At 70.1% G+C, this 26,492-nt stretch carries 20 protein-coding genes; 8 read left to right on the top strand and 12 right to left on the bottom strand.

Features of this window, described 5'->3' with window-relative positions:
• The first annotated feature begins 17 nt into the window (after positions 1-17).
• From ACZ5DS_RS15680 to ACZ5DS_RS15665, 4 genes are all read left to right on the top strand, one after another.
• A complete protein-coding gene (locus ACZ5DS_RS15680; protein WP_468238107.1) occupies positions 18-2,288 on the top strand; it encodes a DUF6571 family protein in 2,271 nt (756 codons plus the stop codon).
• A complete protein-coding gene (locus tag ACZ5DS_RS15675; RefSeq protein ID WP_468238105.1) occupies positions 2,285-2,914 on the top strand; it encodes a hypothetical protein in 630 nt (209 codons plus the stop codon). The genes ACZ5DS_RS15680 and ACZ5DS_RS15675 overlap by 4 nt, the downstream gene beginning before the upstream one ends.
• Positions 2,915-2,952: 38 nt before the next feature.
• Positions 2,953-3,534, top strand: coding sequence for a DUF6199 family natural product biosynthesis protein (locus ACZ5DS_RS15670; RefSeq protein WP_468238102.1), 582 nt, complete (start codon positions 2,953-2,955; stop codon positions 3,532-3,534).
• Between the two features lie 143 nt (positions 3,535-3,677).
• Positions 3,678-4,577, top strand: a complete 900-nt coding sequence (locus tag ACZ5DS_RS15665) for a hypothetical protein (RefSeq protein ID WP_468238099.1) — start codon at positions 3,678-3,680, stop codon at positions 4,575-4,577.
• 13 nt (positions 4,578-4,590) lie between these two features.
• Here the strand turns inward: ACZ5DS_RS15665 and ACZ5DS_RS15660 are convergent, their stop codons facing one another.
• The 3 genes from ACZ5DS_RS15660 to ACZ5DS_RS15650 all read right to left on the bottom strand — a co-directional run bounded on the left by ACZ5DS_RS15660 (position 4,591) and on the right by ACZ5DS_RS15650 (position 5,552).
• A complete protein-coding gene (locus ACZ5DS_RS15660) occupies positions 4,591-4,770 on the bottom strand; it encodes a hypothetical protein (protein WP_468238096.1) in 180 nt (59 codons plus the stop codon).
• Between the two features lie 97 nt (positions 4,771-4,867).
• Entirely contained in the window at positions 4,868-5,179 is a 312-nt protein-coding gene (locus ACZ5DS_RS15655; protein WP_468238093.1) for a WXG100 family type VII secretion target, read from the bottom strand.
• Positions 5,180-5,213: 34 nt separating this feature from the next.
• Positions 5,214-5,552, bottom strand: coding sequence for a WXG100 family type VII secretion target (locus ACZ5DS_RS15650; protein WP_468238090.1), 339 nt, complete (start codon positions 5,550-5,552; stop codon positions 5,214-5,216).
• 296 nt (positions 5,553-5,848) lie between these two features.
• Between ACZ5DS_RS15650 and ACZ5DS_RS15645 the strand changes: the two genes are divergently transcribed.
• Positions 5,849-6,172, top strand: coding sequence for a DUF397 domain-containing protein (locus tag ACZ5DS_RS15645; RefSeq protein ID WP_468238087.1), 324 nt, complete (start codon positions 5,849-5,851; stop codon positions 6,170-6,172).
• Between the two features lie 46 nt (positions 6,173-6,218).
• Here the strand turns inward: ACZ5DS_RS15645 and ACZ5DS_RS15640 are convergent, their stop codons facing one another.
• Genes ACZ5DS_RS15640 through eccB form a run of 3 tightly spaced genes read right to left on the bottom strand, consistent with a single transcriptional unit; the run spans position 6,219 to position 10,490 of the window.
• Complete coding sequence (locus tag ACZ5DS_RS15640; protein WP_468238084.1) at positions 6,219-7,709, bottom strand: outer membrane protein assembly factor BamB family protein; 1,491 nt, start codon at positions 7,707-7,709, stop codon at positions 6,219-6,221.
• Positions 7,706-8,947 carry a type VII secretion-associated serine protease mycosin gene (mycP, locus tag ACZ5DS_RS15635; protein ID WP_468238082.1) on the bottom strand — a complete coding sequence of 414 codons (1,242 nt, stop codon included), beginning with the start codon at positions 8,945-8,947 and terminating at the stop codon, positions 7,706-7,708. Before mycP ends, ACZ5DS_RS15640 begins: the two co-directional genes overlap by 4 nt.
• Before the next feature lie 13 nt (positions 8,948-8,960).
• The gene (eccB, locus tag ACZ5DS_RS15630; RefSeq protein WP_468238079.1) at positions 8,961-10,490 is read right to left on the bottom strand and encodes a type VII secretion protein EccB; all 1,530 of its coding nucleotides are present in this window, start codon (positions 10,488-10,490) and stop codon (positions 8,961-8,963) included.
• Between the two features lie 320 nt (positions 10,491-10,810).
• Here eccB and eccE point away from each other — a divergent pair, with 320 nt between their 5' ends.
• From eccE to ACZ5DS_RS15615, 3 genes are all read left to right on the top strand, one after another.
• The gene (gene eccE / locus ACZ5DS_RS15625; RefSeq protein ID WP_468238076.1) at positions 10,811-12,013 is read left to right on the top strand and encodes a type VII secretion protein EccE; all 1,203 of its coding nucleotides are present in this window, start codon (positions 10,811-10,813) and stop codon (positions 12,011-12,013) included.
• A gap of 14 nt (positions 12,014-12,027) precedes the next feature.
• On the top strand, positions 12,028-12,792 hold the full coding sequence (locus ACZ5DS_RS15620; protein ID WP_468238073.1) for a hypothetical protein: 765 nt from the start codon (positions 12,028-12,030) through the stop codon (positions 12,790-12,792).
• 299 nt (positions 12,793-13,091) lie between these two features.
• A complete protein-coding gene (locus tag ACZ5DS_RS15615) occupies positions 13,092-16,559 on the top strand; it encodes an SCO5717 family growth-regulating ATPase (RefSeq protein ID WP_468238070.1) in 3,468 nt (1,155 codons plus the stop codon).
• 106 nt (positions 16,560-16,665) lie between these two features.
• Here ACZ5DS_RS15615 and ACZ5DS_RS15610 read toward each other — a convergent pair whose 3' ends face one another.
• The 6 genes from ACZ5DS_RS15610 to infB form a co-directional block, all read right to left on the bottom strand.
• Positions 16,666-17,613, bottom strand: a complete 948-nt coding sequence (locus tag ACZ5DS_RS15610; protein ID WP_468238067.1) for a bifunctional riboflavin kinase/FAD synthetase — start codon at positions 17,611-17,613, stop codon at positions 16,666-16,668.
• Between the two features lie 131 nt (positions 17,614-17,744).
• Entirely contained in the window at positions 17,745-21,269 is a 3,525-nt protein-coding gene (locus tag ACZ5DS_RS15605; protein WP_468238065.1) for a trypsin-like peptidase domain-containing protein, read from the bottom strand.
• Positions 21,270-21,538: 269 nt separating this feature from the next.
• Positions 21,539-22,444: a tRNA pseudouridine(55) synthase TruB gene (truB, locus tag ACZ5DS_RS15600; RefSeq protein ID WP_468238063.1), complete on the bottom strand. Its 906-nt coding sequence runs from the start codon at positions 22,442-22,444 to the stop codon at positions 21,539-21,541.
• A complete protein-coding gene (gene rbfA, locus ACZ5DS_RS15595) occupies positions 22,441-22,884 on the bottom strand; it encodes a 30S ribosome-binding factor RbfA (protein ID WP_468238060.1) in 444 nt (147 codons plus the stop codon). The genes truB and rbfA overlap by 4 nt, the downstream gene beginning before the upstream one ends.
• A gap of 38 nt (positions 22,885-22,922) precedes the next feature.
• A complete protein-coding gene (locus ACZ5DS_RS15590) occupies positions 22,923-23,216 on the bottom strand; it encodes a DUF503 domain-containing protein (protein ID WP_468238057.1) in 294 nt (97 codons plus the stop codon).
• 210 nt (positions 23,217-23,426) lie between these two features.
• On the bottom strand, positions 23,427-26,477 hold the full coding sequence (infB, locus tag ACZ5DS_RS15585) for a translation initiation factor IF-2 (protein ID WP_468238055.1): 3,051 nt from the start codon (positions 26,475-26,477) through the stop codon (positions 23,427-23,429).
• Between the last annotated feature and the right edge of the window lie 15 nt (positions 26,478-26,492).

Here is a 26,492-nt window from a genome sequence, read left to right as displayed (position 1 = left end):
AGAATGGACGGGAAGACATGCTGGACTACCAGACACTCCTCCACGCTAATTTCACTGAACTGTCCGAGGCCGTGACCAAGTGGCAGAAGGTTCCCGAGGGATTCAAGAAGGTTCACACACAGTATTCGAACACCGTTGAAAAGGACCTTGAGGGATCGGACTGGAAGGGTGAGGCCGCCACTGCTGCTCTCGACAAGGTCAAGATTGTCGGCACACAAATCACAGCGGCAGCAGAAGAGGCGGAGGATGTACACAAGCTGCTTGACAATGCCCATGAAATTTTCACCAGTTCACAGGCGAAGCTGAAAAGACTCAAGCACGACATCGAGTCGGATAAGTATCTTTCTATCAAGCCCGACGGGGAAGTCTATTTTGACCCTCCTGAGGACACACCCACCGAAAACATTGCGTCGCTGAACAAGGGCTACCAGGAAACTCTGCAGTATTATCGAAGCGGCATTCGGTCGGCCCTTGATACGGCACAGGAAGCCGACGACACACTGTTCTGGGCCTTGAGTCAGGACCAAAACGGCCGCAGCAAGGGATTCAACCCGAAATCGTACAGCAGTATCGCAGACGCCAAGAAGGGGCGCGAAGAGGCGGACAAGGACCTCAGGGAACTTGAGAAGCTCACCGGAAAGCAGAGTAAACTCGGCTTGGCAGCAGCGGACGAATCTCTGGATCCCGCAACGCTTCGCCGCATCAACACTCTTCTGTCTCGGCACGAAGGCGACCCGTACTTCGCAGAGAAGTTCGCGACTCACCTGGGCGGCAAGGGGACTCTGGAACTGTGGACCCGGATCGCCGACCGGGTGCAGACCGGCGGGGACCAGACGAAGGCCTCGGCTGCGATCCAGAAATCGCTGAGTTTCACCCTCGCCACAGCATCACACTCCCATAGCAAGGCCATGGAGAGCTGGAAGCACGAGGTCATCGCCCAGGGCGGAAAGCAGATCGACTACCTGGACATGGCACGAGGCACCGTACAAAAGGGACCGTACGGATTCCAGGTCATGAGCAGTCTGATGCGTTACGGAAATTATGACAGAGATTTCCTTGACGACTACGGCCAGAAGCTCATCGGGTTTGAGAAGTCCCACAAGGACGAAAAGCCCAATGACCTTTGGCGGGCCGACGGAGATCCCTCACCTTTCCTGAACTTTGGATCCGGAAACGACCAGGGCATGGATCCCATGGCTGGCTATATGGAGGCGTTGGGTCATAACCCCGATGCGGCCAAGGACTTGTTCTACTCCAAGGACTGGGACGACGACAACAAGCTCGACTCCGATCTGAAGTACCTACTGAAGGATCGTGAATGGCCAAACGCCAACCCCTTCGCAAAGGAGCACCGAGGATTCGGTTATGACGAGCTGGGGCATGCTCTTGAAGCCGCAACGTTGGGGAAGCCGTTCGACGCCACCGATGAGCCACTGCACCGTGACGACAGAACAGCGAATATCATGGAGCAGGTAGCCGTCACTGTCTCCCAGGACAGCGGTTTCGTCGACCATAAGCCTGGCGTTGGCGACAGCCTGGCCCGAATGGGGGCCGGTTATATGGACGATCTCAATTGGTCCACTATTGATGAAGGTGGGCGCGGTTCCATTGAGGGCCGTGACGCCTTGTACAACCACGACGGCAAGGGACACATCAACCTCAAGCAGTCGACGGCGAGTCATTTTCTGTACAACGTCGCCCAAGGTGACAGCGGCTACAAGATCCTCTCGTCTGCACAGCAAGCCTTCACCCTCGGCGCCCTGGAAGCGCACGGCGATACTCCGGAAGCCGCGCACAAAATCCTCAATAACGGCGGCTACGTGCACGGCATCCTGGATGAGGCTCGCATTTCCTATGTGGACAAGCAGTATGGAGACGAAACCGACAAAATCAACGAGAAGCTCGCGCAGTCGGCTGAATGGAAGAAGTTCGGCATCGGCCAGGGGATGGGTGTGGCAACCGGTCTTGTGCTACTGCCGGTAGGCGGACCCGCCGTATCCGCCGCTGCCGCGTTCATCGTTCCCACTCTCGTCGAGGGAGCCGCGGATGCGGCAGAGACGCAGTGGGGTTTCGACATCGACAAGGAGACGAAGGAGAAGGAAGCCGATCTCTCCGACAAGAATCGCATGACCGTTACTCGTTTCAGTGATCTCGGTCAGCTTCGGGCAACGACGCCGGCTCTTCTCTACATCAAGGAACACGGCGGTCAGGACTACACTGACGATGTCTTGAATGCATACGACCGTGGCGCGAATACTTCGGACCGAACGGACGGAGGACGCCGGTGACTCGATATCGACTTGCCCCGGTTGGGATAGCACTACTTGTCTTCGCCTCTACTGCATGCGGCGACCAAAAGCCGCCGCACGGTGCCGACGCACTCAAGGAGGCATGCGACGGCATCCTGGACTCTGCGGTCGTCAAGGAAGCACGAGCCAGCGAGAATTTCAGTCGCCTGTACGACAACTCCAAGTCGCAGTCACATGCTGCTGCGGCGAAAACTCTCCTTGATGACGAGCGTGCCGCCTACGTGTGCAGGGTTGGCGTTGAAGGAGCCCCCGCCTCCGAAGCTGATGGCCTGTCGATCAAGTTTACCCCTGATCTGGAAAGCCTGTTTCCGGAAGGGGAGAATAGAAGCTTCAGCTCCTACAAGGCTTACAAGCTTGGAGCCGGCATGCAAGCAACCACCGAGGCAGGAAGCGCCGACGTCTATTTCCCGTGCAAGCTGCAGGGTGAGGAAGCTCCGGTGTCCGTGACCGGGAGCCTGTACAACGACCTGGATCTTTCCGTGGAAGCACGACTCAAGGTCCTGTTCCGATCCTCACTGAAGATGGCGAAACTCCTCAAATGCAAGAACACGATCAGCTTTCCGTCACCGGAGGCGGTGAAACCACTGCCCCTGGACAAGGACTGACGGCGTAATCATCCGCGGTCGTATTTCCGGAGATCAAAATGGCCGTCTTCTTCTTCCTGTTCGCCGCAGTCGTAACGGCCCTAGGCCTAGCCAACCAACGCAAACTCTACTGGAGTTTCGCCGCCTGGCGTTTTCGGAATCCTGAGGCCAATGAGCCGTCGGATGCGGCCTTCGCCTGGCAGCGTGGGCTGTTGTTCGTCGGAGCCGGGGTGTTGGTGTTCCAGGGGTGCAGCGCGATGAGCGATGCCGACAAGGACTCCTGGGATGCGGCGGAGTTGCGGCAGGCGGTGACCCACGCAGCCTCCGCTCTCGAGGGTGAGCCGCAGGTCAGCGCTCCGTCCGAGGACTACTCCCAACTGATCGAGGACGAGGTCGCCGGCGCGGGGGAGGGCATGGGGCCCCGTTACGCCGTGGATGTCGAAGCCTCCGACGTCGGCTCCGATTCGAAGGCAGGCGACTACGTCGTGACAGCGGACGGTACCGACGCCGTCTTCTGCATGACCATCACTCGGTCGCTTTCCGACGACGGTGGATTCAGCGTGCCCGGGGTCGGTGACCAGTCGGATAGCTATGTCCCTGCGTACGACCTGAAGGCAAGTGTGGGCGAGGGACGGTGCTGAGCCTCAGGCGGGATCGCCAGCTTCGGGGTCTTCACGTCCTGGTGCTCGGGGCCGTACTAGCCCTGCTGGGAGGTGGCTATGCCTGGTATCAGCACTTCACTCCGGCCGCGAGGCTGAGCAAGGCGTGCGGTGGCATGCTGCCCGTGGACGACATGCTCGCCGCGACCGGAGCTACTGCTCGTTTCGGAGGACAGGATCTCCACCTGAGCAGCAGGCGTTTGGAGGGGTCCGCTTCGGTGAGCGAGCCCGATGGGCTGCCTGTGGCCTGTCAGGCGAATGGGATCGGCATCACCATAGAGACCTCCGCCGGCAGCGAAGATCCGCTCGGCGGCAGCGTGGGCTCCGCCGAGGAGGACAGCGCCATACCCGTCCCGCTCGGCCAGGGCTGGTCGGGCTACCTGGTGGGTGATGACGAGAGACTCGGCGTCTTCGTTCTGCTGGACTGTGCGAACTGGAAGCCCAGCCAGGGCAGCGGCATTCTGGTGAGCCTGGACGCGTCCACTGAGGGCATCGGCGATGCCGAGCGGGCGCGGCTCGCGCGTATCACCGCCGGCACTGCCGAGAACGCGGCCGAGAAGGCTGGGTGCCACGCGACACCTGGCACGGCGATCAGGCAGGTCGACAAGCCTTCTGCTATCGCCCGAGTCGGCGCCGGGCAGGCCCGCGGTACCTGTGCCGGCACGCGGTCGCAGCCCTCCGTCACGGAGACACCGGCCCGGACCTCCCCCGTGGAGTACTGCCTCCTCGGGGACAGCCTGCGGCTCACCGCCGCCTACGGTCCCTTCGTCAATCCCGAGGATGTCAATGGCAACGGGCCGTACGCCGGTTTCGACAAGCCCGCGGGTGCCAAGGGCCTTGTCACCTGGGCGACGGCCACCTGTTCCGGGGCTCAGGCCACCGCCTTGTACACCGCTGTTCCGGCACAGAAGTCCGACCGCAATTCCGTTTCCCAGCCGCTCAACTCTCAAGAGCTCAGCGACCTGAAGCAGTTCGCCGCACAGTCGGCGGCGCGACATCACTGCAGTACACCGGTCGTCCCCTGAAGCACCGCCACCCTCACTCCCCGTCCTGCGCCCGGTACTTCACAAGAATGACGATCAGGATGATCACGGCCGCGACCAGGATCATCCATCCCCACCACGCCAAGCCGAGGGCCCCCGAACCGCCGCCGTAATGGTGGTGATATCGCCCTGCCGTGGTGGTGAGAAGAGTGGGAGCGGAAGGAAAAGTCGCCATTGCTTCAACCTGGAGTCGTGGAAGGGGCAGGAAAGGGAAGGGAGGCAGCGCCGTGGGCGCTGCCTCCCTCAAGTCTCACCGGTGCTCAGCGGGCCGTTCAGCCCATCAGCATCCGGAAGCGAGCCGCGTTGCCCTTGTCGGTGTCCTGGTAGCCGATGACGGAGTCGTCGAGGAGCTTGGCGATGCGGGCGAGCTTCTGGGACATCTGGTCCATCTGCTCGCCGCTGTCCCGCTGGATCTGGATGTAGGCCGTCTTCGCCTCGCCCTCCCAGGTCTCGGCCACGGCCTTGACTCGGCGCATGAGGCTCTCGAGCTGCTCCGACAGGCTCTTGGCCGTGTTGCGGACGTCGCTGGCGGCCTGGGTGACGGTGTCGTAGTTTACGGCGGTGCGATCGGCGTTGAAGCTCATGATGCGTGTCTCCCTCGTGGATGCGGCGTGAGGATCAGGCGAGGTTGGTGATGCTGCTGGTGACCTGGTAGGAGTTGTCCACCTTCCGAATGTCGGAGATGCGCTCCTGCTCCTGGTCGGTGAAGCCGCCGATGCTCGCCCGCATTGCTTCCTCGAGGTCGACGAGGTCGTCCTGGAGCTTCTTGAGGTTCTGGTTGACGCCCTGCTGAACGGTGTCGAACTCCTTGCCCGCTGCGCCCTTCCAGCCGGCCTGGATCATGTCCACGACCCGGTTGAGCGAGGTCACACGCTCGCTCACCTGGTGGTGGAAGTCTCGGATGTCGTTTGCCAGACCGGTGAGCGCGTGTGCGCTGAGGTCAACGCCCGAAGCCATACGTTCCTGCCCCTCCTCTTGCAGCGACGGTGACCTTCACCACCGCGACGGGTCCGCCTGGACTCGTGTCCCGGCTCTCCTGGCGGGCAAGACCTGCTGCGCTTTCCACGCGACGCGTGGCCGCAGCGTCGCACCGCCCCCGTGACGTACCACAGACGTGGTACGCGGAGCCACTCTAGTCACTCGACGTTGTCCTTCCAACTGCAAAGACAGGATAGGGGAGTTCCGTCGGCCAGTACGGTGGTCAGTACTGTGACCGGCACAACGTTCGTACAGCGGAAAGGGGTCGCTACGGCATGACGGAGACGGCTGAGGAGATCAAAGCGCGTAAGGAGCGCGAACGGGATGAGCTGTACGCCCTCGACATCTCCGGTGTCGAATGGCACTGCGCCCCTGGCACCGAAGAGCACGAAGAGCGGGTCGAGATCGCCTACCTTCCCCAGGGTGCCGTGGCCATGCGGTCGTCCCTCGATCCCGACACCGTGCTGCGGTACACCGAGGCGGAGTGGCGGGCCTTTGTACTCGGTGCACGGGACGGCGAGTTCGATCTGAAGCCCATGGCGCACAACGGCGGCCTCACGGCTGCCGCGACGGGCGAGGACGAGGCAACCGGTCAGTGAGATCGGAGAGAGGGGCGGTACGTGTGAGTGCCGCCCCGCTGCCGTGTCAGTGCTTCAGTCCCGCGCTTCCCACTCCGATCACCGACAGGACCGGGGACTTGGGATGGGTGTCGTCGCGTTCCAACTGGCGGCGAGCGAAGAACGCATGGCCCTGTTCGTAGAGGATTTCCGACTGCTCCGGGTCGCTGAGTTCGTACTCGTCGTCCTCCGGAAGGTGGAAGAAGAGGTACGGGGTCTCCTTGTCGGTGATGGGGTTCCAGCCGACCACTGCCGCGGGCTGGACCTCGTCCATGCTGCTGCGGTAAATGAGCAAGTCGTCGCCGCTCATGCGGAGGGGGACGACCGACTGCAAGGGGCGTCCATCGAACTTGCCGGCGGTGTGACCGGTCTTGATGTCGAAGGCGACGATCCAGTCAGGGGACTGTTTCGGGTCGAAGTTCTCCTTGCTCATGGCGAACAGCCGGCTGCGGCCGACGACTATGCCGTCGCACTTGTCGACGACGCCGAAGAAACCGCCGGCGTAGACGCTCCTGCCGCACTTGGGCTCGTAGCCGCTCATCGAGATGGTGGCCAGCCGATCGCCGTTCTTCGCGTCGAGGGTGATCAGGTCGGTCACTTCGGAGTCTCCGGCCTCCACGGCCAGCACGGGCGGGTCGGAGGACGGCAGGTAGACGCCCTGGACGCCGGACGCGACCCGGTAGGTCCACAGGACCTTGCCGGTACGCGCGTTCAGCTTCTCCACTCGGTAGGTGGTGTCGGACGACCCTCCGCAGGTAACAAGGGTCAGCAGAGCGCGGCCGCCGGCGTAGCCCGTGTCATGGCAGTCGGACGTGGTGGTGGTGTTCCACAGCCGCTTGCCGCTGTCCAGGTCGTACGCCACCGAGCCGTGCCCCCAGGCGACGGCCACGACGCCCTTGGCCAGGGCGAGGTTGGTGTTGGTGACATAGGCGAAGTCGGCCGCCGGCATCTTCTTCTGCCAGAGTTTCCTGCCGGTGTTCAGGTCGACGACCAGCACCTCGTCGCAGACGCCCTTCTTGGCGGAGCCCTTGGCGTGCGCAGGCTGGACGACTACTGCGGTGCGGCCGTCGGCGGTGACCTCATCACCGGTGGCGCAGACATGGCCGTCCAGCTTGAGGGTCCAGGCGGTCTCGTCGTAACCGGGCTCGATCTTGTAGCCCTCGATTCGGTTCGCGACTGCGCGCGCGAGGATCTTGGGTGTGGCCCAGGTGCCGGGCGCGTATCGCGGCGCGGCGGAGAGGTTCTTCTCATCGTGCTGGACCACGATCTGGCCCTCCGGCGAACGGGGGAGCTTCTCGACGGTCTCGCGTACCTCGCCCGGAGCCTGCTTGACCACCGTGTCCGGTGTGGCCTTCCCCTTGTCGCCCGACTGGTACCAGATCGCTCCCGCGCCCACACACAGGACGGCGGCGGCTACGGCGGCGGCGATGCCCAGGACGCGTCTGTGGCGTCTGGTCCGCCGCTTGTCTCCCGCGCGCACGGACTCGGTGTACATCGACGGCGGTGGGCCGAAGCTCACGATGACATGCCCTTCTGGTGGCGGCGACGCAGGTCGCGGGTGACGACAGCCGTGCCGGCGATGACCGCCACCAGGACGACGGCGATGCCGAGCGCGTAGACGGCGTACCGCTGGTTGCGCTCCCGCGGGGTCTCCGCGAGGGAGAACGGCGCAACGGCCGGGGCGGGCGCCTTGGACAGGCCTGGGTCAGGAGTCGGCGACGAAGGCGGGTCACCCAGGTCCGATTCCTGGACAGCGCGGACGGGGTCGACGACACCCCAGCCGACGAACAGGTCGTGGCCGTTGATGGACCGTTCGGCAGTCTGCTCGATCTGGGTGACGATCTGGGCCGTGGTCCAGTCGGGGTGCTTCTCCTTGAGCAGAGCCGCGACGCCGGCGACGAACGGGGCGGAGAAGCTGGTGCCGTCGTCCGTGCACTGGCCCCCGCCGGGGACGGTGGACACGATGTCCACGCCGGGCGCGGCCACCCCGACGAAGGAACCCGCTTGGGAGAACGACGCACGTTCGTTGTTGCGGTCGGAGGAAGCCACGGCCAGGACGCCTTTGAAGGCGGCGGGGTAGGTGTTCTTGACCTTGCCGTCCAGGCCGTCGTTGCCCGCGGAGGCGACCACGACGACCTTCCGGTCGATCGCCTTGCGCACGGCTTGGGCTAGGTTGGAGGTGCCCGACAGCGGCTTGGTGGTGTCCTGGGAGATGTTGATGACGCCGGCGCCCTTGTCGACGGCGTAGGTGATCGCCTGCGCCATCGAATCCGAGTCTCCGCTGTTGTCGGCATCGTTCTGCCGGATGGGGATGATGGTGGCATTCGGAGCGAGGCCCACGAAGCCCGTTCCCTTGCGGGGACGGGCAGCGATGATGCCTGCGACCTTGGTGCCGTGCCCCACCTGGTCGTTCGTCGGATCGCCGCCCTTGCCCTTGGTCAGGTAGTCACGGCCGGCGGCCTTGTCGACGACCGGGGCGAGCTGCGGGTTCTTGTCGTCGACTCCCGTGTCGATGACCGCGACCCGCACACCCTTGCCCTTGTTGGTCCCCTGCCACAGCTGGTCGAGCAGGACGCGCTGCAACGACCAGGGCGTCCCCTTGACCTGTTTGGCGGGGAAGGTGCATTCGCCGCTGCCGTCCAGGTCGAGAGCGGGTGCGGGCGGGGCGGTGCCAAGGGTGGTCAGCAGTACGGCGGCGGTCAGCAGGGTCGCCTTCGTCGGCAGCACTCGCGCGACGCTCCTCTTCGTCGTGTCCATGGAAACAGGCCTGTTACGAGCCCTGCGGCTGCCGGGCGCTGTTGGTGTCGAGCCGAGGTCCCTTGGCGAGGAACTCGGACCAGACGGCAGGGACCTTGGCGGACCGTACGTTCTGGTAGCCGAGCTTGACCTGGGCCTCGCTGGGCTCGGGGGTGCCGTCGGAGGTCTTCTTGCCGTCCGCGCCGATGTCCGACTTGCGGCTGTCGCTGTCTCCGTTGGCCTGGACGGCGTACCGCAGGCCTGTGTCGGTGACGAGGAAGAGCCCTCCGGCCCCGGTCGCCGTGCCCTGGATCTGTGTGTAGAGGAGGCCTGTTCCGGGAGTCACGTAGGTACCGGTGCCGTCGGCAGTGATCTCGGCCGGATAGTCGGTGCCCGCCCAGGTGCTCAGCGTCGTGGCGCTGTCGGCGTCCGTGCTCACATCGCGCAGCACACTGCACACCGTGTCGCGAGCGGATCCGGAGGCGATCGAGTTGACCTGGCGGGCCCGCTGCTGGGGCCACTTGGCCGCCTGACCGGCGAAAGACTCGGGATCGGCGGTGAAGTCCTGCAGTCCGACCGTGCGCGCCTCGCCGTTCATGTTCAGCGAGGCCGTCTGGGGTGAGGAGATGAGCAGCCAGGCGGTGAACTCGCTGATCGGCTGCACCTTGCCCGGTAGGACGACGTAGTACTTGGTGCCGTCACCGGTCTCGGTCCTGAGGACCATGCCGACCTTGTTCTCCGCCTCCGACAACTGGCCCGGCACCTGCGCCGGCGAGCCGACTCCCGAGGGCAACCGGGGGAACTTGATCGGGTCGCCCTGGTGAAGGGTGGCGAGCCACTCCTTCGTGACGAGCTGAGGCTTGCGGGTGCCGACGAGGGCCGTGGTCAGCGCGTCGGACTCGGTTCCGATGACGGCGTACGACGTTCCGCGCGCATCGACGAGGTAGCGCTCACCGGTGCGGGTCTTGACGTACAGCACATCGCCGCCGCTGAGGCGGCCGGAGCCGTCCGTCTTTGCCGCGTCCCGCTGGGCCAGGACGAAGGTGGCCTGCTGAACGGTCTCGCCCTTGCCGCCGGGCTGTTCGCACACGGCCCACCGCTTGGCCTTCCCGGCCTCATCGGCCGAGGGCAGCCGATCGGGGGCGTAGGGAATGCCGAGGATGGGGCCGCGCGGCAGCTTTCCGGAGTCCAGGATCTTGTCGCTCACCTGGATGACCTGGTAGTCGGCACCGTTCATCAGCAGGCGCGCGGAAGCGAGGTTGAGGACCGGATGCAGCCGGGTGGTCTTGTCCGTCTTCAGGACGACGTACCGGGTGGTCGACTGCTTGCCGACGATGACACGGGTACCGGGGTTGTCCCAGCCGGAGGGAGCGGTGGGCTGGAACATGCCCCAGGCGCCGAACACGGCCAGAGTCAGCGCCCCCGCGACCAAGCTGGGAACGACCGCCCGCAGCGGTTTGGGGGCACCCTCCTCCGTTCCGGAAGCCGTTGGTTGGAGAAAGGCCGCAAGGGTGCGCCTCTTCGCGAACGTGTAGGCGTTGAGTTCGTCCCGCTGTGATGCCATTAGTGCCTGCTTCTCCCCGTCCTCGCATCGGCGGACACCCGTCCCGCGCTGCGATGTCAGACCGGCCCCCTACTATGCATGGTGTCCGTGGGTGCTGGTGGAGCGGGTAGGGTACCCGGACCTTGGAGAGGCCCAAGTGCGATGCCTGGACCAGTGAGTTGTGAGCAAAACGGGGGGATTCAGTGATGGCTTCCGGTACACGGTCGCGATCGCGCGGCCGGACGAGGGTGGAGACCCCTCGGACGCCCGGTCCCGAATCGGGCCCGCGACCGGAGGGGACCACACCCCGAGCGCCGGGTACCGAGGCGCCCCATTTCAGAATGTGGCCGGGACAGGGTGGTTCGTTCCGGCTGCAACGCCTCGTGCTCCTGGAGCTGGCGGCCGCGGCGCTGGTCGTCGGATGGGCGATCGACCCGATGGCGCTGGCGGTCACGGCTCCCATCGCGGTGGCCCTTGTCCTGCTCGCGGTGGTACGTCGCAGGGGACGATCTCTACCCGAATGGATCACCACGGCACGCCAGTTGAAGGCACGTCAACGGCGTGCCGCCGGCACTCCCATACCGCCCGGCACGGAACCGGCCCTGGTGCCCGCCCTGGAGTGCGAGCCCGCACTGCGGACCTATTCCTACGGGGCTCGTGACCGGCGGCCGGTCGGGATCGTCGGGGACGGGACCTTCGTCACCGCCGTGCTGCAGGTGGAGGCCGACGCGACCGCGCTGCGGGCCGAGCGGAGCCGGCAGCCGCTGCCGCTGGGGCTGGTGCGGGACGCGCTCGAGGTGGACGGGATCCGGCTGGAGTCGGCGCAGATCGTGCTGCACACGCAGCCGGCGCCCGCGCTGCATCTGCCCCAGCAGTCCGTGGCCGTCGCCAACTACCTGCCGCTGCAGGAGCAGACGGGCGCCCCGGCGGTGCGCATCACTTGGATCGCGCTGAAGCTCGACCCCGAGCTGTGCACGGAGGCGGTGACCGCGCGCGGGGGTGAGCTTCTCGGGGCGCAGAAGTGCGTCGTGCGAGCCGCGGACCATCTCGCGAGCCGGCTGACCGGGGCCGGCTTCCGGGCCCGACTGCTCGACGAGGAGGAGCTGATCGCCGCGCTCGCCACCTCGGCCTGCGCCAATCCGCTGGTCACCGCCGAGGCGGGGCGCAGCGAGACCCGGGAGCGGCGCACGGAGGAGTCCGGGCGCAGCTGGCGGTGCGACAACCGGCGGCATACGACGTACTGGGTCCGGCGGTGGCCCCAACTGGGCGGTGGCCGGGGCGAGTCACTGCCCCAGTTCGTCGCCCGGGTGACGGCCATACCGGCGCTGGCCACCACCTTCAGCCTCACGCTCACGCGCGGCGAGCGGCAGGAGGTGTCGCTGTGCGGGCATCTGCGGGTGACCGGACGCAGTGACGACGAACTCGTGGCGGCGCGGCGCGCCTTGGAGGGCGCCGCACGGCAGGCCGGGGCCGGGCTCGCCCGGCTCGACCGTGAGCAGCTGCCCGGCATGCTGGCCACGCTGCCCCTGGGAGGTGCACGGTGACGACGATTCCGACGATGACGGCGAGTTCCGCGGCCCCGGATGCGGCCTCGGCCTCCGGGCTTCGACGCACGGGTGAGCGGCTGCGGCACGGGCTCGGGCTGATCGGGCCCAGGCACGGCCGGCACGCGCTGCCCGTCCAGCAACTGGACGCGCTCGCTCTGCCCATCGGGGACGACGGCGTGGTGGCCGGAGTTGACGCCGAAGGGCAGCCGGCCGTGTTGGGTATCAACCGGCCCACGCCGTACGACGTCGTGCTGATCGGCGGGCTGTGGACCGCGCAGGTGCTGGCGCTGCGTACGGCGGCCACGGGGGCGCGGGTTGCCGTGGAGACCGGTCGGCCGCAGGCCTGGATGCAGATGGTGCACGCCATGGGCGGCGGGCAGAACGGGCTCGCCGTGTACGACGTGGGGCGGGTCCCGCCGCAGGGCGCCTCGGCCGGTACGCCCGTGCTCGTGGTACGGGACTGCGGTATGCGGCCGCCGCGCGGGCGTACGGTGTCGGGGCCCTGGCAGTCGGTGCTGACCCTGCTGCCGTATCTCAGCCCGGTCGCTCCGCGGCTGCTGCGGCAGGCCCGGCTCGCCGGCATCCAGCGGGTCTCACCGGACGAGGCCGCCGAACTGGGCCGCACCATGGGGCTGACCCGGACCGAGGTGGAGTCGTTGCCCGCGCTGCCCGACGGTGTGACGCTGTGGTGCACCGACCGTGACCGGCAGTACGTGATGACCCAACCCACCGATGCCGAGATCGGATTGTTGGGTACGCCGCGACGGATGGACTGAACTGACCTGTCTCGTCCTCTTTGTTCGACGCTTTCGCGTTACTCCTGCGTGGTTTGTTCGGTGTTTGTTCACGCCTGGCGCCGTTCGGCGTGAGCCGAGTGGTGGGCGGGCCTGCCGAGGTGTGCCTCGTGGTGATTAGGCTGGGAGCGGGCGCGATGCCAGACCCGTGGACCAGGCGTCGTCGTCCCAGGGGGAGAGCCGGTGGATCGGACTGCCTCGAACGACTACGGACGACGTGAACGACACGACATGGTCGCCCCGGTACGGCAACAGGGTGCTCGACCACACCAGGAGGAACTGTGAGCAGCGATCGGGACGGTATGCGCGGGGGCTGGGCCACACCCGACGATGACCAGCCCGACGCGGAGTCGGCCTTCGAGACCACCGGCGAGTTCACCATCGACTACGCCCCGCCCGCCTGGTACACGCAGAACGCGTCCGGGACGTCCGGGGGTTCCGGCACCGCGGGCGGTGCGGCTCCGGCCGCCTCCGGCCCCGGTGGTGCGAGCGGCCCCGGTGGTGCGAGCGGCGCCGGTGACACAAGCGGTTCCGGCATGCCGAGTGGTCCGGGGGGTGCCGGTGCCGCGCCGCTTCCGCCGTTCCCTCAGGGCGCGCCCGTTCCGGGGGCTCCTGTTCCGGGGGCTCCTGTTCCGGGGCCCACCCCGCCGCCGCACGGGACTCCGGCGAGCGGTACGGCCGTGCCCGGGGGTCCGTACGCCCCGCCGGTTCCGCCTGCTCCGGCTGCTCCGGCCTCGGGGGCGCCGTTTGCCCCGCCGCCTCCCGGTCCGGGGGCGCCGTTCTCTCAGCCTGCTCCCGCTGCCGGGGCACCCTACGCCCCGCCCCCGCCCCCGCCCCCGCCCGCTCCGGCTGCCGGTCCCGGGACGCCGTACGCTGCGCCCAACCCGCCGACCGGGAGCCCGGTTCCGATGCCGAGGCTGCCCGATGGGTTCGAGCCGCAGCAGGCGCAGCCGGCGCAGGTCTCCGAGCCGTCCCAGCCGGAGGCCCCGGCTCCGGTCGCTCCGGTAGCTTCCTCCCCCGCGGCCGTCCCGCAGCCCGAGTCGGGCAGCGGTGACCTGGAGAGCGGGGCGACCATGAAGTTCTCCGCCGTTGCCCTGAAGCGTGAGATGGCCGAGATCGCCGAGATGGCGGAGCGCGCGGCTGCCGAGGAGAAGCCGGCCGAGGCCGGGAGCGGGGCTTCCGCAGAGGGCTCCGCCGACGGTGCCGGATCCGCCGGCGGCGACGACAGGAGTGCTGCCGCCGATGCCGAGGGCACCCAGGCCGATGCGGAGTCGGCCTCGCCGGACAACTCCGGTACGAACGGCTCCGGTACGGACGGCTCCGAGCAGAGCGCCGAGGCCGCCACGGCTTCCGATGCCGAGGAGACCGACGTCGATACGGCGGTGACCTCCGAGTCTCCCGACAACGAGGCCGTGGCCCAAGCCGAGACCGCCGCAGACCTCGACGCCGAGAGCAAGGCCGAGGGCGACAACGCCCCCGAGGCCGCGACCGCAGGCACCGCCCAGGACAGCGCGGCCGCCGACGCCGAGTCCGACGCAGCCAAGTCCACGGAAGCGCACGCCGTACCGCAGGACGGCGCGCCCGAGAGCGGTGCTGCCCAGGGCACCGGCCCGCAGAGCGCGGCGCCGGCAGCCCCCGCGGGCCCCCAGGATGCGCCGCCTGCCTGGGGTCCCCCGCCGGCGCCGCAGAACGGGGTGCCCCCGCTGCCGCCGTCGTACCAGCCCGCCGCGCCCGCCCCGGCGGCCCAGTGGCCTGCGCAGGGCGCGGCGCAGCAGCCGGGCCCGATGCCCGGTCAGCCGCAGCCGACCGCCGCGCAAGGACCCGTCGACGCTCCCGGACAGCAGCCGCCGTTCCAGCCGCAGGCGCCGCAGCCCGCGCCCGCCGCCTGGAACCAGCCCGGTGCTCCCGCCCCCACGGCCGAACAGAACGCGGCTCCCGCCCCGGCCCCGGGACAGCAGCCGACCCACACCGGCCCCACGCCGCCCGGCGGTTACGGCTTCCCGCAGCCTCCGGCGCCCCAGCCGAACCCCGCCGGTCCCACCCCGCAACCGGGCGGATACGGCTTCCCGCAGCCGGGACAGCAAGCCGCCCCGACCGGCCCCACGCCGCCGAGCGGGTATGGCTTCCCCCAACCCGGCACCCCCAACCCCCAGGCCCAGCCCGGCGGTTACGGATTCCCTCAGCAGGGACAGCAGCCAACCCCCACCGGCCCCACCCCCACCGGCCCCACCCCACCGAGCGGCTACGGCTTCCCCCAACCCGGCACCCCCAACCCCCAGGCCCAGCCCGGCGGTTACGGGTTCCCGCAGCCCGGACAGCAGCCGCCGCCCCCGCAGAACCCCGAGTCCGCGCACGCTGCCCAGGCCGGGCAGCCCGGGCAGCCCACCGGCGACCCCCGTGCCGGTGCCGCCTGGCCGCAGCCGATGCAGCACGACCAGCGGCAGCCGACCAACCCGGGTGCCGCGCCTCTGGGTTACACCGCGGCGGTGGAGTTGTCGTCCGACCGGCTGCTCAACAACAAGCGGCAGAAGGCGAAGAGCGGACGGCCCGCGGCTGCCTCGTCCCGCTTCAAGCTGGGCGGCAAGAAGGAGGAGGCGGAGCGGCAGCGGAAGCTGGATTTGATCCGCACGCCGGTGTTGTCCTGCTACCGGATCGCGGTCATCAGCCTCAAGGGCGGCGTGGGCAAGACCACCACGACCACCGCGCTCGGCTCCACGCTCGCCACCGAGCGGCAGGACAAGATCCTCGCGATCGACGCGAACCCGGACGCCGGTACGCTCGGCCGACGGGTGCGCCGGGAGACCGGGGCCACCATCCGTGACCTCGTCCAGGCGATCCCGTACCTCAACTCGTACATGGACATCCGGCGGTTCACCTCCCAGGCGCCCTCCGGTCTGGAGATCATCGCCAACGACGTGGACCCGGCCGTCTCGACCACGTTCAACGACGAGGACTACCGGCGCGCCATCGACGTGCTCGGCAAGCAGTACCCGGTCATCCTCACCGACTCGGGTACGGGCCTGCTGTACAGCGCGATGCGCGGGGTGCTCGACCTCGCCGACCAGCTGATCATCATCTCGACGCCGTCGGTGGACGGGGCGAGCAGCGCGAGTACGACCCTGGACTGGCTGTCCGCGCACGGGTACGCCGACCTCGTCTCGCGGTCGATCACCGTCATCTCCGGGGTCCGCGAGACCGGCAAGATGATCAAGGTCGAGGACATCGTGGCGCACTTCGAGACCCGCTGCCGCGGCGTCATCGTGGTGCCCTTCGACGAGCATCTTGCCGCCGGTGCCGAGGTCGACCTGGACATGATGCGGCCCAAGGTGCGGGAGGCGTACTTCAACCTCGCCGCCATGGTCGCCGAGGACCTCGTACGGCACCAGCAGTCGCACGGGCTGTGGACCAGCGACGGCAACCCGCCGCCGGTGGCCGCCCCGCCGATGCCTGGTCAGCCCATGCCGGGCCAGCCCTACCAGCAGGGCCAGCCCTACCAGCAGGGCCAGCCCTACCCGCCCCAGCAGGGCCAGCCGTATCCGCCGCAGGCCCCCGGCCCGGAGCTGTACACCGGGCCGCCGCAGCCCTATCCGCCGCAGCAGGCACAGCCGCAGCACCCGTACCCGCAGGCCCCGGGTCAGCCCTACCCGCCGCAGGACCCCGGGCAGCCGTACCAGCCCCAGCAGGGCCACCCGCAGCCTCCGCAGGGACAGCAGCAGCCGCAGCCGCCGCAGGCTCCGCCCCAGCAGTAGGACGGCATGAAGAAGGGCGGCCGGTGCGTCTTCCGCACCGGCCGCCCTTTCGCTGCGCGAACAGGATTCACGCAGAAGACTCGTGAAGAAGGCTCGCGAAGAAGACCTACTCCTCCGCCGCCACGATCTCCCGGCACCGCTTCACGTCCTCGCCCATCTGCTCCAGCAGGGCCTCCAGCGAGTCGAACTTCGCCTGGCCGCGCACATAGGCGAGGAAGTCGACGGCGACGTGCAGGCCGTACAGGTCGAGGCCGACGCGGTCGATGGCGTACGCCTCCACCGTGCGCTCGGTGCCGTCGAACTGCGGGTTCGTGCCGACGGAGATCGCGGCCGGCATGACCTCGCCCTGCGCGTGCAGATAGCCGGCGTACACACCGTCTGCGGGGATCGCGGTGTGCGGGAGCGTCTCCACGTTGGCCGTGGGGAAGCCCAGCTCGCGGCCGCGCTGGGCGCCGCGGACGACCACGCCCTCCACCCGGTGCGGGCGGCCCAGGATCTCGCGGGCACCGGCCACGTCGCCCTCGGCGACCAGGCGCCGGGTCAGGGTCGAGGAGAACGGCTGACCGCCGCCTGCCGAGCCCGTGACGTACAGGTCCACGACCTCCACCTCGAAGTCGTAGATCTTGCCCTGCTCGGCGAGGAACTCCACGTTGCCGGCCGCCCTGTGGCCGAAGCGGAAGTTCGGGCCCTCGACGACCGCCTTGGCGTGCAGCTTGTCGACCAGCACCTTGACGACGAACTCGGCGGGCGACAGCTTCGAGAACTCGGTGGTGAAGGGGAGGATGAGGCACGCGTCGACACCGAGCTCCGCCATCAGCTCGGCGCGCCGGTGGTGCGGGGCGAGCAGGGGCGGGTGGCTGCCGGGGCGGACGACCTCGCTGGGGTGCGGGTCGAAGGTGACGACGACGGCCGGTACGCCCAGCTCGCGGGCGCGGTCCACGGCATGCCTGATGATCAGCTGGTGGCCGCGGTGGACGCCGTCGTAGGAACCGATGGTGACGACGCTGCGCCCCCAGTCCTGGGGGATGTCCTCCAAGCCACGCCAGCGCTGCACTGTGACCGCTCCTCGAACCCGTGTCCGTGTCTACCGTTTGACCTCTGGTGCAGGTCTAAGGGTGCCATGCCTGGTGCCCCGGGCCCGCATCGGCATCGAGGCTGTGACCGGGCGCACGTTCGGGGGGCGGCTCAGGCCGGGACGCGCACCCCCGCCAGGTTCTCGATCATGCGGCGGGCGCTGGGGCCCACCACAGCCGCCCAGTCCTGCGGGGTCTCGCCGAGCCAGCGGGCCAGCCGGGCGGCGAAGCCGGGCACGTGCCGGGACAGGACGACCAGGCTCCAGTCGAAGCGGGTGGCGCCGTCGGGGGTGCGGACGAGGAGCAGGCCCGTGCGGTGGACCAGTGCGCGCAGCTCCGCGTCCCGGTCCGCGCCGTGCGGGGCCGCCGCGTGCAGGACGGCGTCCAGGACGTCCGGGTCGTGCTCGCGGGCGAGCAGGAAGTCCAGCAGCTCGCGGCGCAGGGAGTGGGAGGCCGGGGCGCCGGGGGCGGCGAGGACGGTGGCGAGGGCCGCCCGGACCCTTTCGGGGCCGCCCTCGAGCAGGCCGGTGACCAGGGGCAGCAGGACGAAGCGGGCGCCGGGGCCCTGGTCGAGGCGGCGGTCGACGTACCCGGCCACGTGCCCGGCCGTCTCCGGGCGCACGCCCACCGCCTCCCGGACCAGGGCCGCGACCCGGAGGGCCAGGGCCGGGGTCGTGACGTCGGCGAGCGCGTGGAGCGTCTCCCCCGGGTCCGGGCCGCCGTGCAGTCGGGTGCGGAAGGCATCCAGGACGGGTTCGGTGTGGGTGGTCAGGGCCGGGACCAGGGCGCCGGGCGGGACCTGCGGGTCGCCGTCGGCGAAGTGGGCCAGCGCCTCGGCGAGGTACCGGTCGCGGGTGTCCGGGTCGCGGACCAGGACGGCGAGGGCTCCGCCGTGCAGGCCGCAGTCGGCGGGGCGGGCGAGCAGGGCGAGGGCGGCGTAGCGCAGCAGTTCGCGGTCCGCCGCCGAACGGACGTGGGGAGCCGCGCGCAGCCCGTACGCCACCGCCGCCACCCGGCGGGCGGGGCGCTCGTCGTGCGCCCAGCGGTCCACGGCCCGGCACACGGCCGAGGGCTCGTCCTCGGCGAGGACGGCGAGCAGTTCGTGGGCCCTGGGGTGCGCGCTCTCCACGAGCACCTCGGTGAGGTCGTCCAGGGCCCCGTGCCGGTGCGTGTGCAGCAGCGCCTGCGCGGCGGTCGCCACGGTGGCGTGCGGGGTCGCGGGCAGCGGCCGCTCGTCGTCGAACCAGGAGGTGAGGTGCGGCTGTACGGCACCGGGCTCGGCCGCGAGCAGGCGGGCCACGGCGTCCAGGTAGCGCTCACCCGCGGCGACGCAGCCCGGCTCCGAGGGCGCCCCGTCCGCCAGGACCAGCCGCTGGAGCAGGGCGAGGCGCTCGGAGCCCGGGACGGGCAGGGTGGTCCAGAAGGCGGGGCCGAACTCGGGCGGGACGGGGCGCCCGCCGAGGCGCCAGCCGACGATGCGGTCGGCGAGGAGGCGGAGCACCTCGGTGTACGGCGTCGCGTCCGGGACCTGGAGAAGCGTGCGGGTGATCAGCCGGGCGGCCCACCAGGAGGTGGGGTCCAGATCCAGGGCGTCCATCAACTCCCTCAACCGAAGGGAGAGTTGGCGGTGGCCTCGCTGGCGGGCGAGGAGGAGCAGGGCCTGGACGACCGGGCCGACGCGGTGGTGCGGGACGGGGACCGGGTGGGCTCCCTCGGGGGTGCGCGGGCGGTGGACCAGGGCGTGCAGGGCCTCGTCCAGGTCGAGGTGCATGCCCTGGATCCAGTCGGCCAGCTCCTCGTGGGCGAAGCGGTACCCGCCGCCGGCCGGGACCAGGAGGCCTTCGGTGAGGACGGCGGAGGCCCAGCCGGAGCCGCCGCCGAGCCGGGCCGGGGCGGGTCCCCAGGGGAACACGGCCTCGAAGGCGGCGCGGTCCAGCTCGCCCTGGCCGGGGCCGAGGCTGCGCCGGGCGGCCTCGTGCACCTGCCCGGCCACCCGCGCCGCGAGCCGCCGTACGGCCGTACCGCGCAGCCCGTTCTCGGCGGCCAGGCGGACGGCGATGCGCAGGCACATCAGGTCGAGGTGGGCGGCGAAGACCTCATGCCGGTCGGCGGGCCCGGCGGGCGGGGCGTCCGGGAGGGCGGCGCGGACCTCGGAGAGCAGGCGCAGGGTGAGCGGGTGCCGGGCGTCGTGGTCGGCGAGGGCGCCCTCGGGGATGCCGTAGCGGTCGCGGGCGCGTCGGGCCTCCTCCTCGGTGAGGTCGGCGAGCCGCACGCACGGCGGGAGGTCGCCTGTGCCGCCCGCCGGCACGTGGCGCAGGTCCGCCGGGAACCCGGCCCCGGCACGCTCCCAGTACTCCTCCCGGCAGGCCACCACCAGCCGCGCCCCGGTCTCCCGCAGCCACTCGGCCGTCCCCCCGGTCCACTCGGGCAGCCGGTGGGCGAGGACGGGCGGCATCTCCTCTGGGCCGTCGAGCAGGAGCAGCAGCGGGCGGCCGGCCCCTGCCGCGAGGCGGGCCACGCGCTGCGGTGTCACGTCGCCGAGGTCGACGGGTTGCAGCGAGCGGGAGGCGGCGACGATCCGGGCGGCCCGCTGCAGGGCGCGGCGGGCCGCGTCGGCCACGGAGTCGTCGGCGTCCCTCAGGTCGGCGCCGCGCAGCCACAGCGTGGGCGCCGGCCGCCCGGCCCGGCCCCGGCGGGCGGCGAGGGCCGCGAGTTCCGTCGTACGACCGCTGCCCGGGGCGCCGACGACGCCGAGCACGGCGCGGTTGCCGTCCACGAAGGCGGCCAACTCCCCCACCACGTCGGCGCGTTCGACCGGCTGCACCGGACGGGGACCGGCGGCACCGAGGGCGCCCTCCGGGCCGTCCTGGCCGACCGAGGTGGCGGTCAGCTCCAGGATGCCGGCCAGGTTGAGGTCGGCGCCGTAGGCGGGCACGGTGGCCGCGTTGCGGGCGAGCAGCGCGGCCAGCGGGCCGTCGGCCGGCCTGAGCGGCACCGCGAAGCCGGCGTCGCGCTGGGCGGAGTGCAGGGCGGTGCCGAGGACGCCGAGGACCGCGCCGGTGTGCGCATCCAGCACCGGTCCTCCGGTGGCGCCGCCGCCGAGCCGGAGGGCGTCGCGGCCCGCCGTGCCGATGGCCAGCTCCAGGACGTCCTCGAGGAGGTGGAAGCGGTCGGTGGCCGTGTACGTCGCCTGGGTGGTGGCGAGCACCCGCGCCTCGCGCCAGCAGCCCGCGGCGACCCGGACGTACGTCCCCGCCTCGACGCGTTCCCGGACCATCAGCGGGAGGGGATCCACGGCCAGGCCCTCGGTGCGGACCAGGGCCAGGTCGAGCTCGGGCAGCGGGGTGACCTCGTCGGTGCCGACCACGCAGGTGCGGCCCTCGGCGGTCTGCAGGACCAGCCGGGCGAGCCCGTCGACGGCCTCGTGGCTGGTGAGGAGGGTGCCGTCGTGGTCGGCCAGGAAGCCGACTCCGCGGGGGCGGCCGGCCAGGTCGCGGATGCGGACGAGGACGTCCGTGCGCGTCGGGCCGTCGGTACCGTCCGTACCGTTCGTGTGGTCCGTGCCGGCCGTGCGGTGCTCGTGCCGGGCGCGGCCGAAGACGCCGGTACGGATTCCATCGCTGCCGCGTCCCGCCATGGCCGTACCTCCCCGCCCGTACACACGTGCCCTCGATCTCGACGGTAGGGGCGTGGTGATCAGCAGGACAGCTCGCGGGGCGAAAGCGCCCCCTTCCGCTCCCCCGCTTCACTCCGAGCGCCTGCCCGGTCGGGTGAATAGGCGGGGGCGGCTGGATACACCCTAGGGGTGGGGGAACCGAGGGGGGGACCGTGGAGCGGCGGCAGTGGCACTACCCCGTGGCCGCCGCTCCACGGGCAGGAACCCGTGGGGCAGTTGGCTGATCCCGGTCAGCCGAAGACGGCCAGGCTCTTCGCCTTGCCCTTGTGCTCCTCGACCAGGGCGAGCAAGCGGCCCTCGGGATCGAACACGGCGACGGGACCGGCGCCCGCGTACTCCTCGGGCATCTCCAGCCGGACCCCGTTCAGGAGCAGCCGGGCGCGCTTGGCGTCCACGTCCCAGCGAGCGAACGCGGCCGAGGCGGCCTCGGCGATCGGCATCACGGTCAGCTCCTCCTGGAGCTGGTCCAGCGTCCTCGCGGAGTCGATCTTGTACGGCCCGACGCGGGTGCGGCGCAGCGCGGTGAGATGGCCGCCGACGCCCAGGTCGGCGCCCAGGTCGCGGGCGAGGGCCCGGATGTAGGTGCCGGAGGAGCAGACCACCGAGACCACCAGGTCGAGCACGGCGGTGCCGTCCTCGGCGACCGCGTCCCGGACGTCGTACACCGCGAAGGAGGAGACCTTCACCGGCCGGGCGGGGATCTCGAAGTCCTCGCCCTCACGGGCCCGCTTGTACGACCGTACGCCGTCGATCTTGATGGCGCTGACCTTGGACGGGACCTGCATGATGTCGCCGGTCAGCCGGGCGATGCCGGCGTCGATGGCGTCGCGGGTCACCTGGGACGCGTCGGTGGAGGTGGTGATCTCCCCCTCGGCGTCGTCGGTGACGGTGTTCTGGCCGAGCCGGATGGTGCCCAGGTACTCCTTCTCGGTCAGGGCGAGGTGCCCGAGGAGCTTGGTGGCGCGCTCCACACCGAGGACGAGGACGCCGGTGGCCATCGGGTCGAGGGTGCCGGCGTGGCCGACGCGGCGCGTGCGCGCGATGCCGCGCATCTTGGCGACCACGTCGTGCGAAGTGAAGCCCGACGGCTTGTCGACGATGACGAGGCCGTCGGGCGTGGTGTGCTTCTGGGTCATTCGGCGGTGTCGTCCTCGTCACCAGGCTTCTTGTACGGGTCGGCTTCACCGGCGTACCTGGCGCCCGCGGAGGCCTCGCGCACCTTCTGGTCGGACTGCCGTGCCTTGTCGAGGAGGTCCTCGATGGTCCGGGCGGTGTCCGGAAGGGCGTCCGCGACGAAGGTGAGGGTCGGCGTGAACTTCACGCCGGCCGCGCGGCCGACCTCGGAGCGCAGGATGCCCTTGGCGCTCTCCAGGCCGGCGGCAGCGGCCTTCCGCTCCTCCTCGTCCCCGTAGACCGTGTAGAAGACGGTCGCCTCCCGCAGGTCACCCGTGACCCGGGTGTCCGTGATGGTGACGTGCGAGCCGAGCCGCGGGTCCTTGATCCCGCGCTGCAGCTTCTGGGCCACCACCTCCCGGATGAGGTCCGCCAGCCTTTTCGCCCGCGCGTTGTCGGCCACTGGTCCGTCTCCCGTTCTTTCTTCTTCTCGTTCTGTGGTCAGTCGTCGTCACCGTGGAAGCGCCGTCGCACGGACAGCAGCTCCACTTCGGGGCGGCCGGCGACCAGCCGTTCGCACCGGTCCAGTACGTCGGTGAGGTGGCTCGCGTCTCCGGAGACCACGGCGAGGCCGATGATCGCCCGCCGGTGGAGGTCCATGTGGTCCACCTCGGCCGCGCTCACGGAGTACTTCCGCTGGAGTTCGGCGACGATGGGGCGGACGACGGAGCGCTTCTCCTTCAGCGAGTGGACGTCGCCGAGGAGGAGGTCGAAGGACAGAGTCCCCACGTACATGTGTGTAGCCGGTTCACCCGCCGGTACGGGATCGATGGCCCCGGGTCCGTGTGGGCCGGGGACATCAAGAAGGTTACGCGAACCCGCGTGGTGGCTCGACGGGGTTTTACCGCACCCTGGGATGCAGCGGGAGCCTGGGGGCTGAGCCCCCGGGAACGGCGTGCTGGCCGACAGGACCGAAGTCCCGTCGGCCAGCACGAACCGTAGGCGTTACGCCCGCGGCTTCTCCCGCATCTCGTACGTCGCGATGACGTCGTCGACCTTGATGTCGTTGAAGTTGCCGAGGTTGATACCGCCCTCGTAGCCTTCGCGGATCTCGGTGACGTCGTCCTTGAAGCGACGCAGGCCCTCGATGGTGAGGTTCTCCGCGACCACCTTGCCGTCGCGGATGAGGCGCGCCTTGGTGTTGCGCTTGACCTCGCCCGAGCGGATGAGGACACCGGCGATGTTGCCCAGCTTGGACGACTTGAAGACCTCGCGGATCTCCGCCGTACCGAGCTCGACCTCTTCGTACTCCGGCTTGAGCATGCCCTTGAGGGCCGCCTCGATCTCCTCGATCGCCTGGTAGATGACCGAGTAGTACCGGACGTCCACACCCTCGCGCTCGGCCATCTGCGCCGCGCGGCCGGCCGCGCGGACGTTGAAGCCGATCACGATGGCGTCGGAGCCCATCGCCAGGTCGATGTCGGACTCCGTGACCGCACCGACGCCGCGGTGCAGGACGCGGATGTCGACCTCTTCGCCGACGTCCAGCTGGAGCAGGGAGGACTCCAGAGCCTCGACCGATCCGGACGCGTCGCCCTTGATGATCAGGTTCAGCTGCTGGACCTCGCCGGCCTTCAGCACCTTGTCCAGGTCCTCCAGCGACACGCGGCGCGTGCGCTTGGCGAACGCGGCGTTGCGCTCACGGGCGGCGCGCTTCTCGGCGATCTGACGGGCCGTACGGTCCTCGTCCACCACCAGGAAGTTGTCGCCCGCACCCGGGACGTTGGTCAGGCCCAGGACCTGGACCGGCGTCGACGGGCCGGCCTCGGCGACGTTGTTGCCGTTGTCGTCGAGCATGGCGCGGACTCGGCCGTAGGCGTCGCCCACGACCATCGTGTCGCCGACCCGCAGCGTGCCTCGCTGGACGAGGACCGTCGCCACGGCACCACGGCCGCGGTCGAGGCGGGACTCGATCGAGATGCCCTGCGCGTCCTGGCTCGGGTTGGCCCGCAGGTCGAGCGAGGCATCGGCGGTGAGGACGACGGCCTCGAGGAGGCTGTCGATGTGCAGACCCTGCTTGGCGGAGATGTCGACGAACATCGTGTCGCCGCCGTACTCCTCGGCCACCAGGCCGTACTCGGTCAGCTGACCGCGCACCTTGGTCGGGTCCGCACCCTCGACGTCGATCTTGTTGACCGCGACCACGATCGGCACGTCGGCCGCCTTGGCGTGGTTCAGCGCCTCGACCGTCTGCGGCATGACGCCGTCGTTGGCCGCGACGACCAGGATCGCGATGTCGGTCGACTTCGCACCACGGGCACGCATGGCGGTGAACGCCTCGTGACCCGGGGTGTCGATGAAGGTGATCTTGCGCTCTTCGTCGTTGACCTCGGTCGCGACCTGGTAGGCACCGATGTGCTGGGTGATGCCGCCGGCCTCGCCCGCGATGACGTTCGTCTTGCGGATGGCGTCGAGCAGTCGGGTCTTACCGTGGTCGACGTGACCCATGACGGTGACGACCGGCGGACGGACGACCAGGTCCTCCTCGGCGCCCTCGTCCTCGCCGAACTCGATGTCGAAGGACTCGAGCAGCTCGCGGTCCTCCTCCTCGGGGCTGACGATCTGAACCGTGTAGTTCATCTCGTCGGCGAGGAGCTGCAGCGTCTCGTCGGAGACGGACTGCGTGGCCGTGACCATCTCGCCGAGGTTCATCATGACCGCGACGAGGGACGCCGGGTTGGCGTTGATCTTCTCCGCGAAGTCGGTGAGCGACGCGCCGCGGGAGAGACGGATGGTCTCGCCGTTGCCGCGCGGCAGCATCACGCCGCCGACGCTCGGGGCCTGCATGGCCTCGTACTCCTGGCGACGCTGCCGCTTCGACTTGCGACCGCGACGCGCGGGACCGCCGGGACGGCCGAAGGCGCCCTGCGTGCCACCGCGGCCACCGGGACCGCCGGGACGGCCACCGAAGCCGGGACGGCCACCGCCGCCACCACCGGGACCGCCGCCGAAGCCGCCGCCACCACCGGGACCGGCGGGACGGCCGGCGAAGCCGCCGCCACCGCCCGGACGAGCGCCGCCGCCGGGACGACTGGCGAAGCCGCCGCCGGGACGACCGGCACCGCCGGGACGACCCGCACCACCGGGACCGCGACCGCCGCCACCGGGGCCGGGACGCGGGCCGGCAGCGGGACGCTGCGGCATCATGCCGGGGTTCGGACGCGGACCGGCCGGGCCGGGACGCGGGCCGCCCTGCGGGCGGGGCATGCCGGACGGCGACGGACGCTGACCGCCCGGAGCCTGCGGACGAGGACCGCCGCCCTGGGCACCGGGCCCCTGCGGACGGGGACCGCCGCCGGGGGCACCGGGGCCGCCCGGACGCGGGCCGCCCTGCGGACGGGGCGCCTGCGGGCGCGCCATGCCGGTGGAGCCACCGGACGTGAAGGGGTTGTTGCCCGGGCGCGGACCGGCCGGACGGGCACCCGGACGCGGGGCCTGGCCACCGGGGCGCGGAGCACCCTGACCCGGACGGGCCTGACCCTGGCCGGAAGCCGGACGGCCACCGGGCTTCGGGGCACCCGGACGGGCACCGGGACGCGGGCCCGAGGTGGCCGGAGCCTGCGAGGCCTGCGCGGCCGGAGCGGCCGGCGGAGCGGTGAACTCCGGGGCGGCCGGAGCCGGACGCGGCGCGGGCTTGGGGCCCGGAACCGGACGCGGGCCGGGGGCCGGCGAGGGGGTCAGCGGGGCCGACGGCGTCGTGGCCGCCGCCGGAGCGGCGGGCTGCGGAGCCGTCGGAGGCTTGGGGGCCGCCGGCTTCGGGGCAGCCGGACGGGCCGCCTGCGCCGGAGAGGGCGCGGCGGGCTTGGGGGCGGCCTTACGGGGGGCGGGCTTGCCACTGCCACCCTGGAAGGCGTCGGTCAGCTTGCGTACTACGGGCGCTTCGATGGTCGAAGACGCCGAACGGACGAATTCACCGAGCTCCTGGAGCTTGGCCATGACGACCTTGCTCTCCACACCGAACTCCTTGGCGAGTTCGTAGACCCGGACCTTAGCCACTTCGCTCCTTTGAGG

Source organism: Streptomyces sp. NPDC031100, assembly GCF_055570785.1.
This window is presented reverse-complemented; position numbering and strand designations above follow the sequence as displayed.

Coding starts and splice junctions, on each gene's coding strand:
- ACZ5DS_RS15620 (WP_468238073.1), top strand. CDS start 12,028: ATGACGGCGAGTTCCGCGGCCCCGGATGCGGCCTCGGCCTCCGGGCTT.
- truB (WP_468238063.1), bottom strand. CDS start 22,444: ATGACCCAGAAGCACACCACGCCCGACGGCCTCGTCATCGTCGACAAG.
- ACZ5DS_RS15645 (WP_468238087.1), top strand. CDS start 5,849: ATGACGGAGACGGCTGAGGAGATCAAAGCGCGTAAGGAGCGCGAACGG.
- ACZ5DS_RS15590 (WP_468238057.1), bottom strand. CDS start 23,216: ATGTACGTGGGGACTCTGTCCTTCGACCTCCTCCTCGGCGACGTCCAC.
- eccB (WP_468238079.1), bottom strand. CDS start 10,490: ATGGCATCACAGCGGGACGAACTCAACGCCTACACGTTCGCGAAGAGG.
- ACZ5DS_RS15660 (WP_468238096.1), bottom strand. CDS start 4,770: ATGGCGACTTTTCCTTCCGCTCCCACTCTTCTCACCACCACGGCAGGG.
- eccE (WP_468238076.1), top strand. CDS start 10,811: ATGTGGCCGGGACAGGGTGGTTCGTTCCGGCTGCAACGCCTCGTGCTC.
- ACZ5DS_RS15680 (WP_468238107.1), top strand. CDS start 18: ATGCTGGACTACCAGACACTCCTCCACGCTAATTTCACTGAACTGTCC.
- ACZ5DS_RS15650 (WP_468238090.1), bottom strand. CDS start 5,552: ATGGCTTCGGGCGTTGACCTCAGCGCACACGCGCTCACCGGTCTGGCA.
- ACZ5DS_RS15605 (WP_468238065.1), bottom strand. CDS start 21,269: ATGGCGGGACGCGGCAGCGATGGAATCCGTACCGGCGTCTTCGGCCGC.
- ACZ5DS_RS15670 (WP_468238102.1), top strand. CDS start 2,953: ATGGCCGTCTTCTTCTTCCTGTTCGCCGCAGTCGTAACGGCCCTAGGC.
- ACZ5DS_RS15655 (WP_468238093.1), bottom strand. CDS start 5,179: ATGAGCTTCAACGCCGATCGCACCGCCGTAAACTACGACACCGTCACC.
- mycP (WP_468238082.1), bottom strand. CDS start 8,947: ATGGACACGACGAAGAGGAGCGTCGCGCGAGTGCTGCCGACGAAGGCG.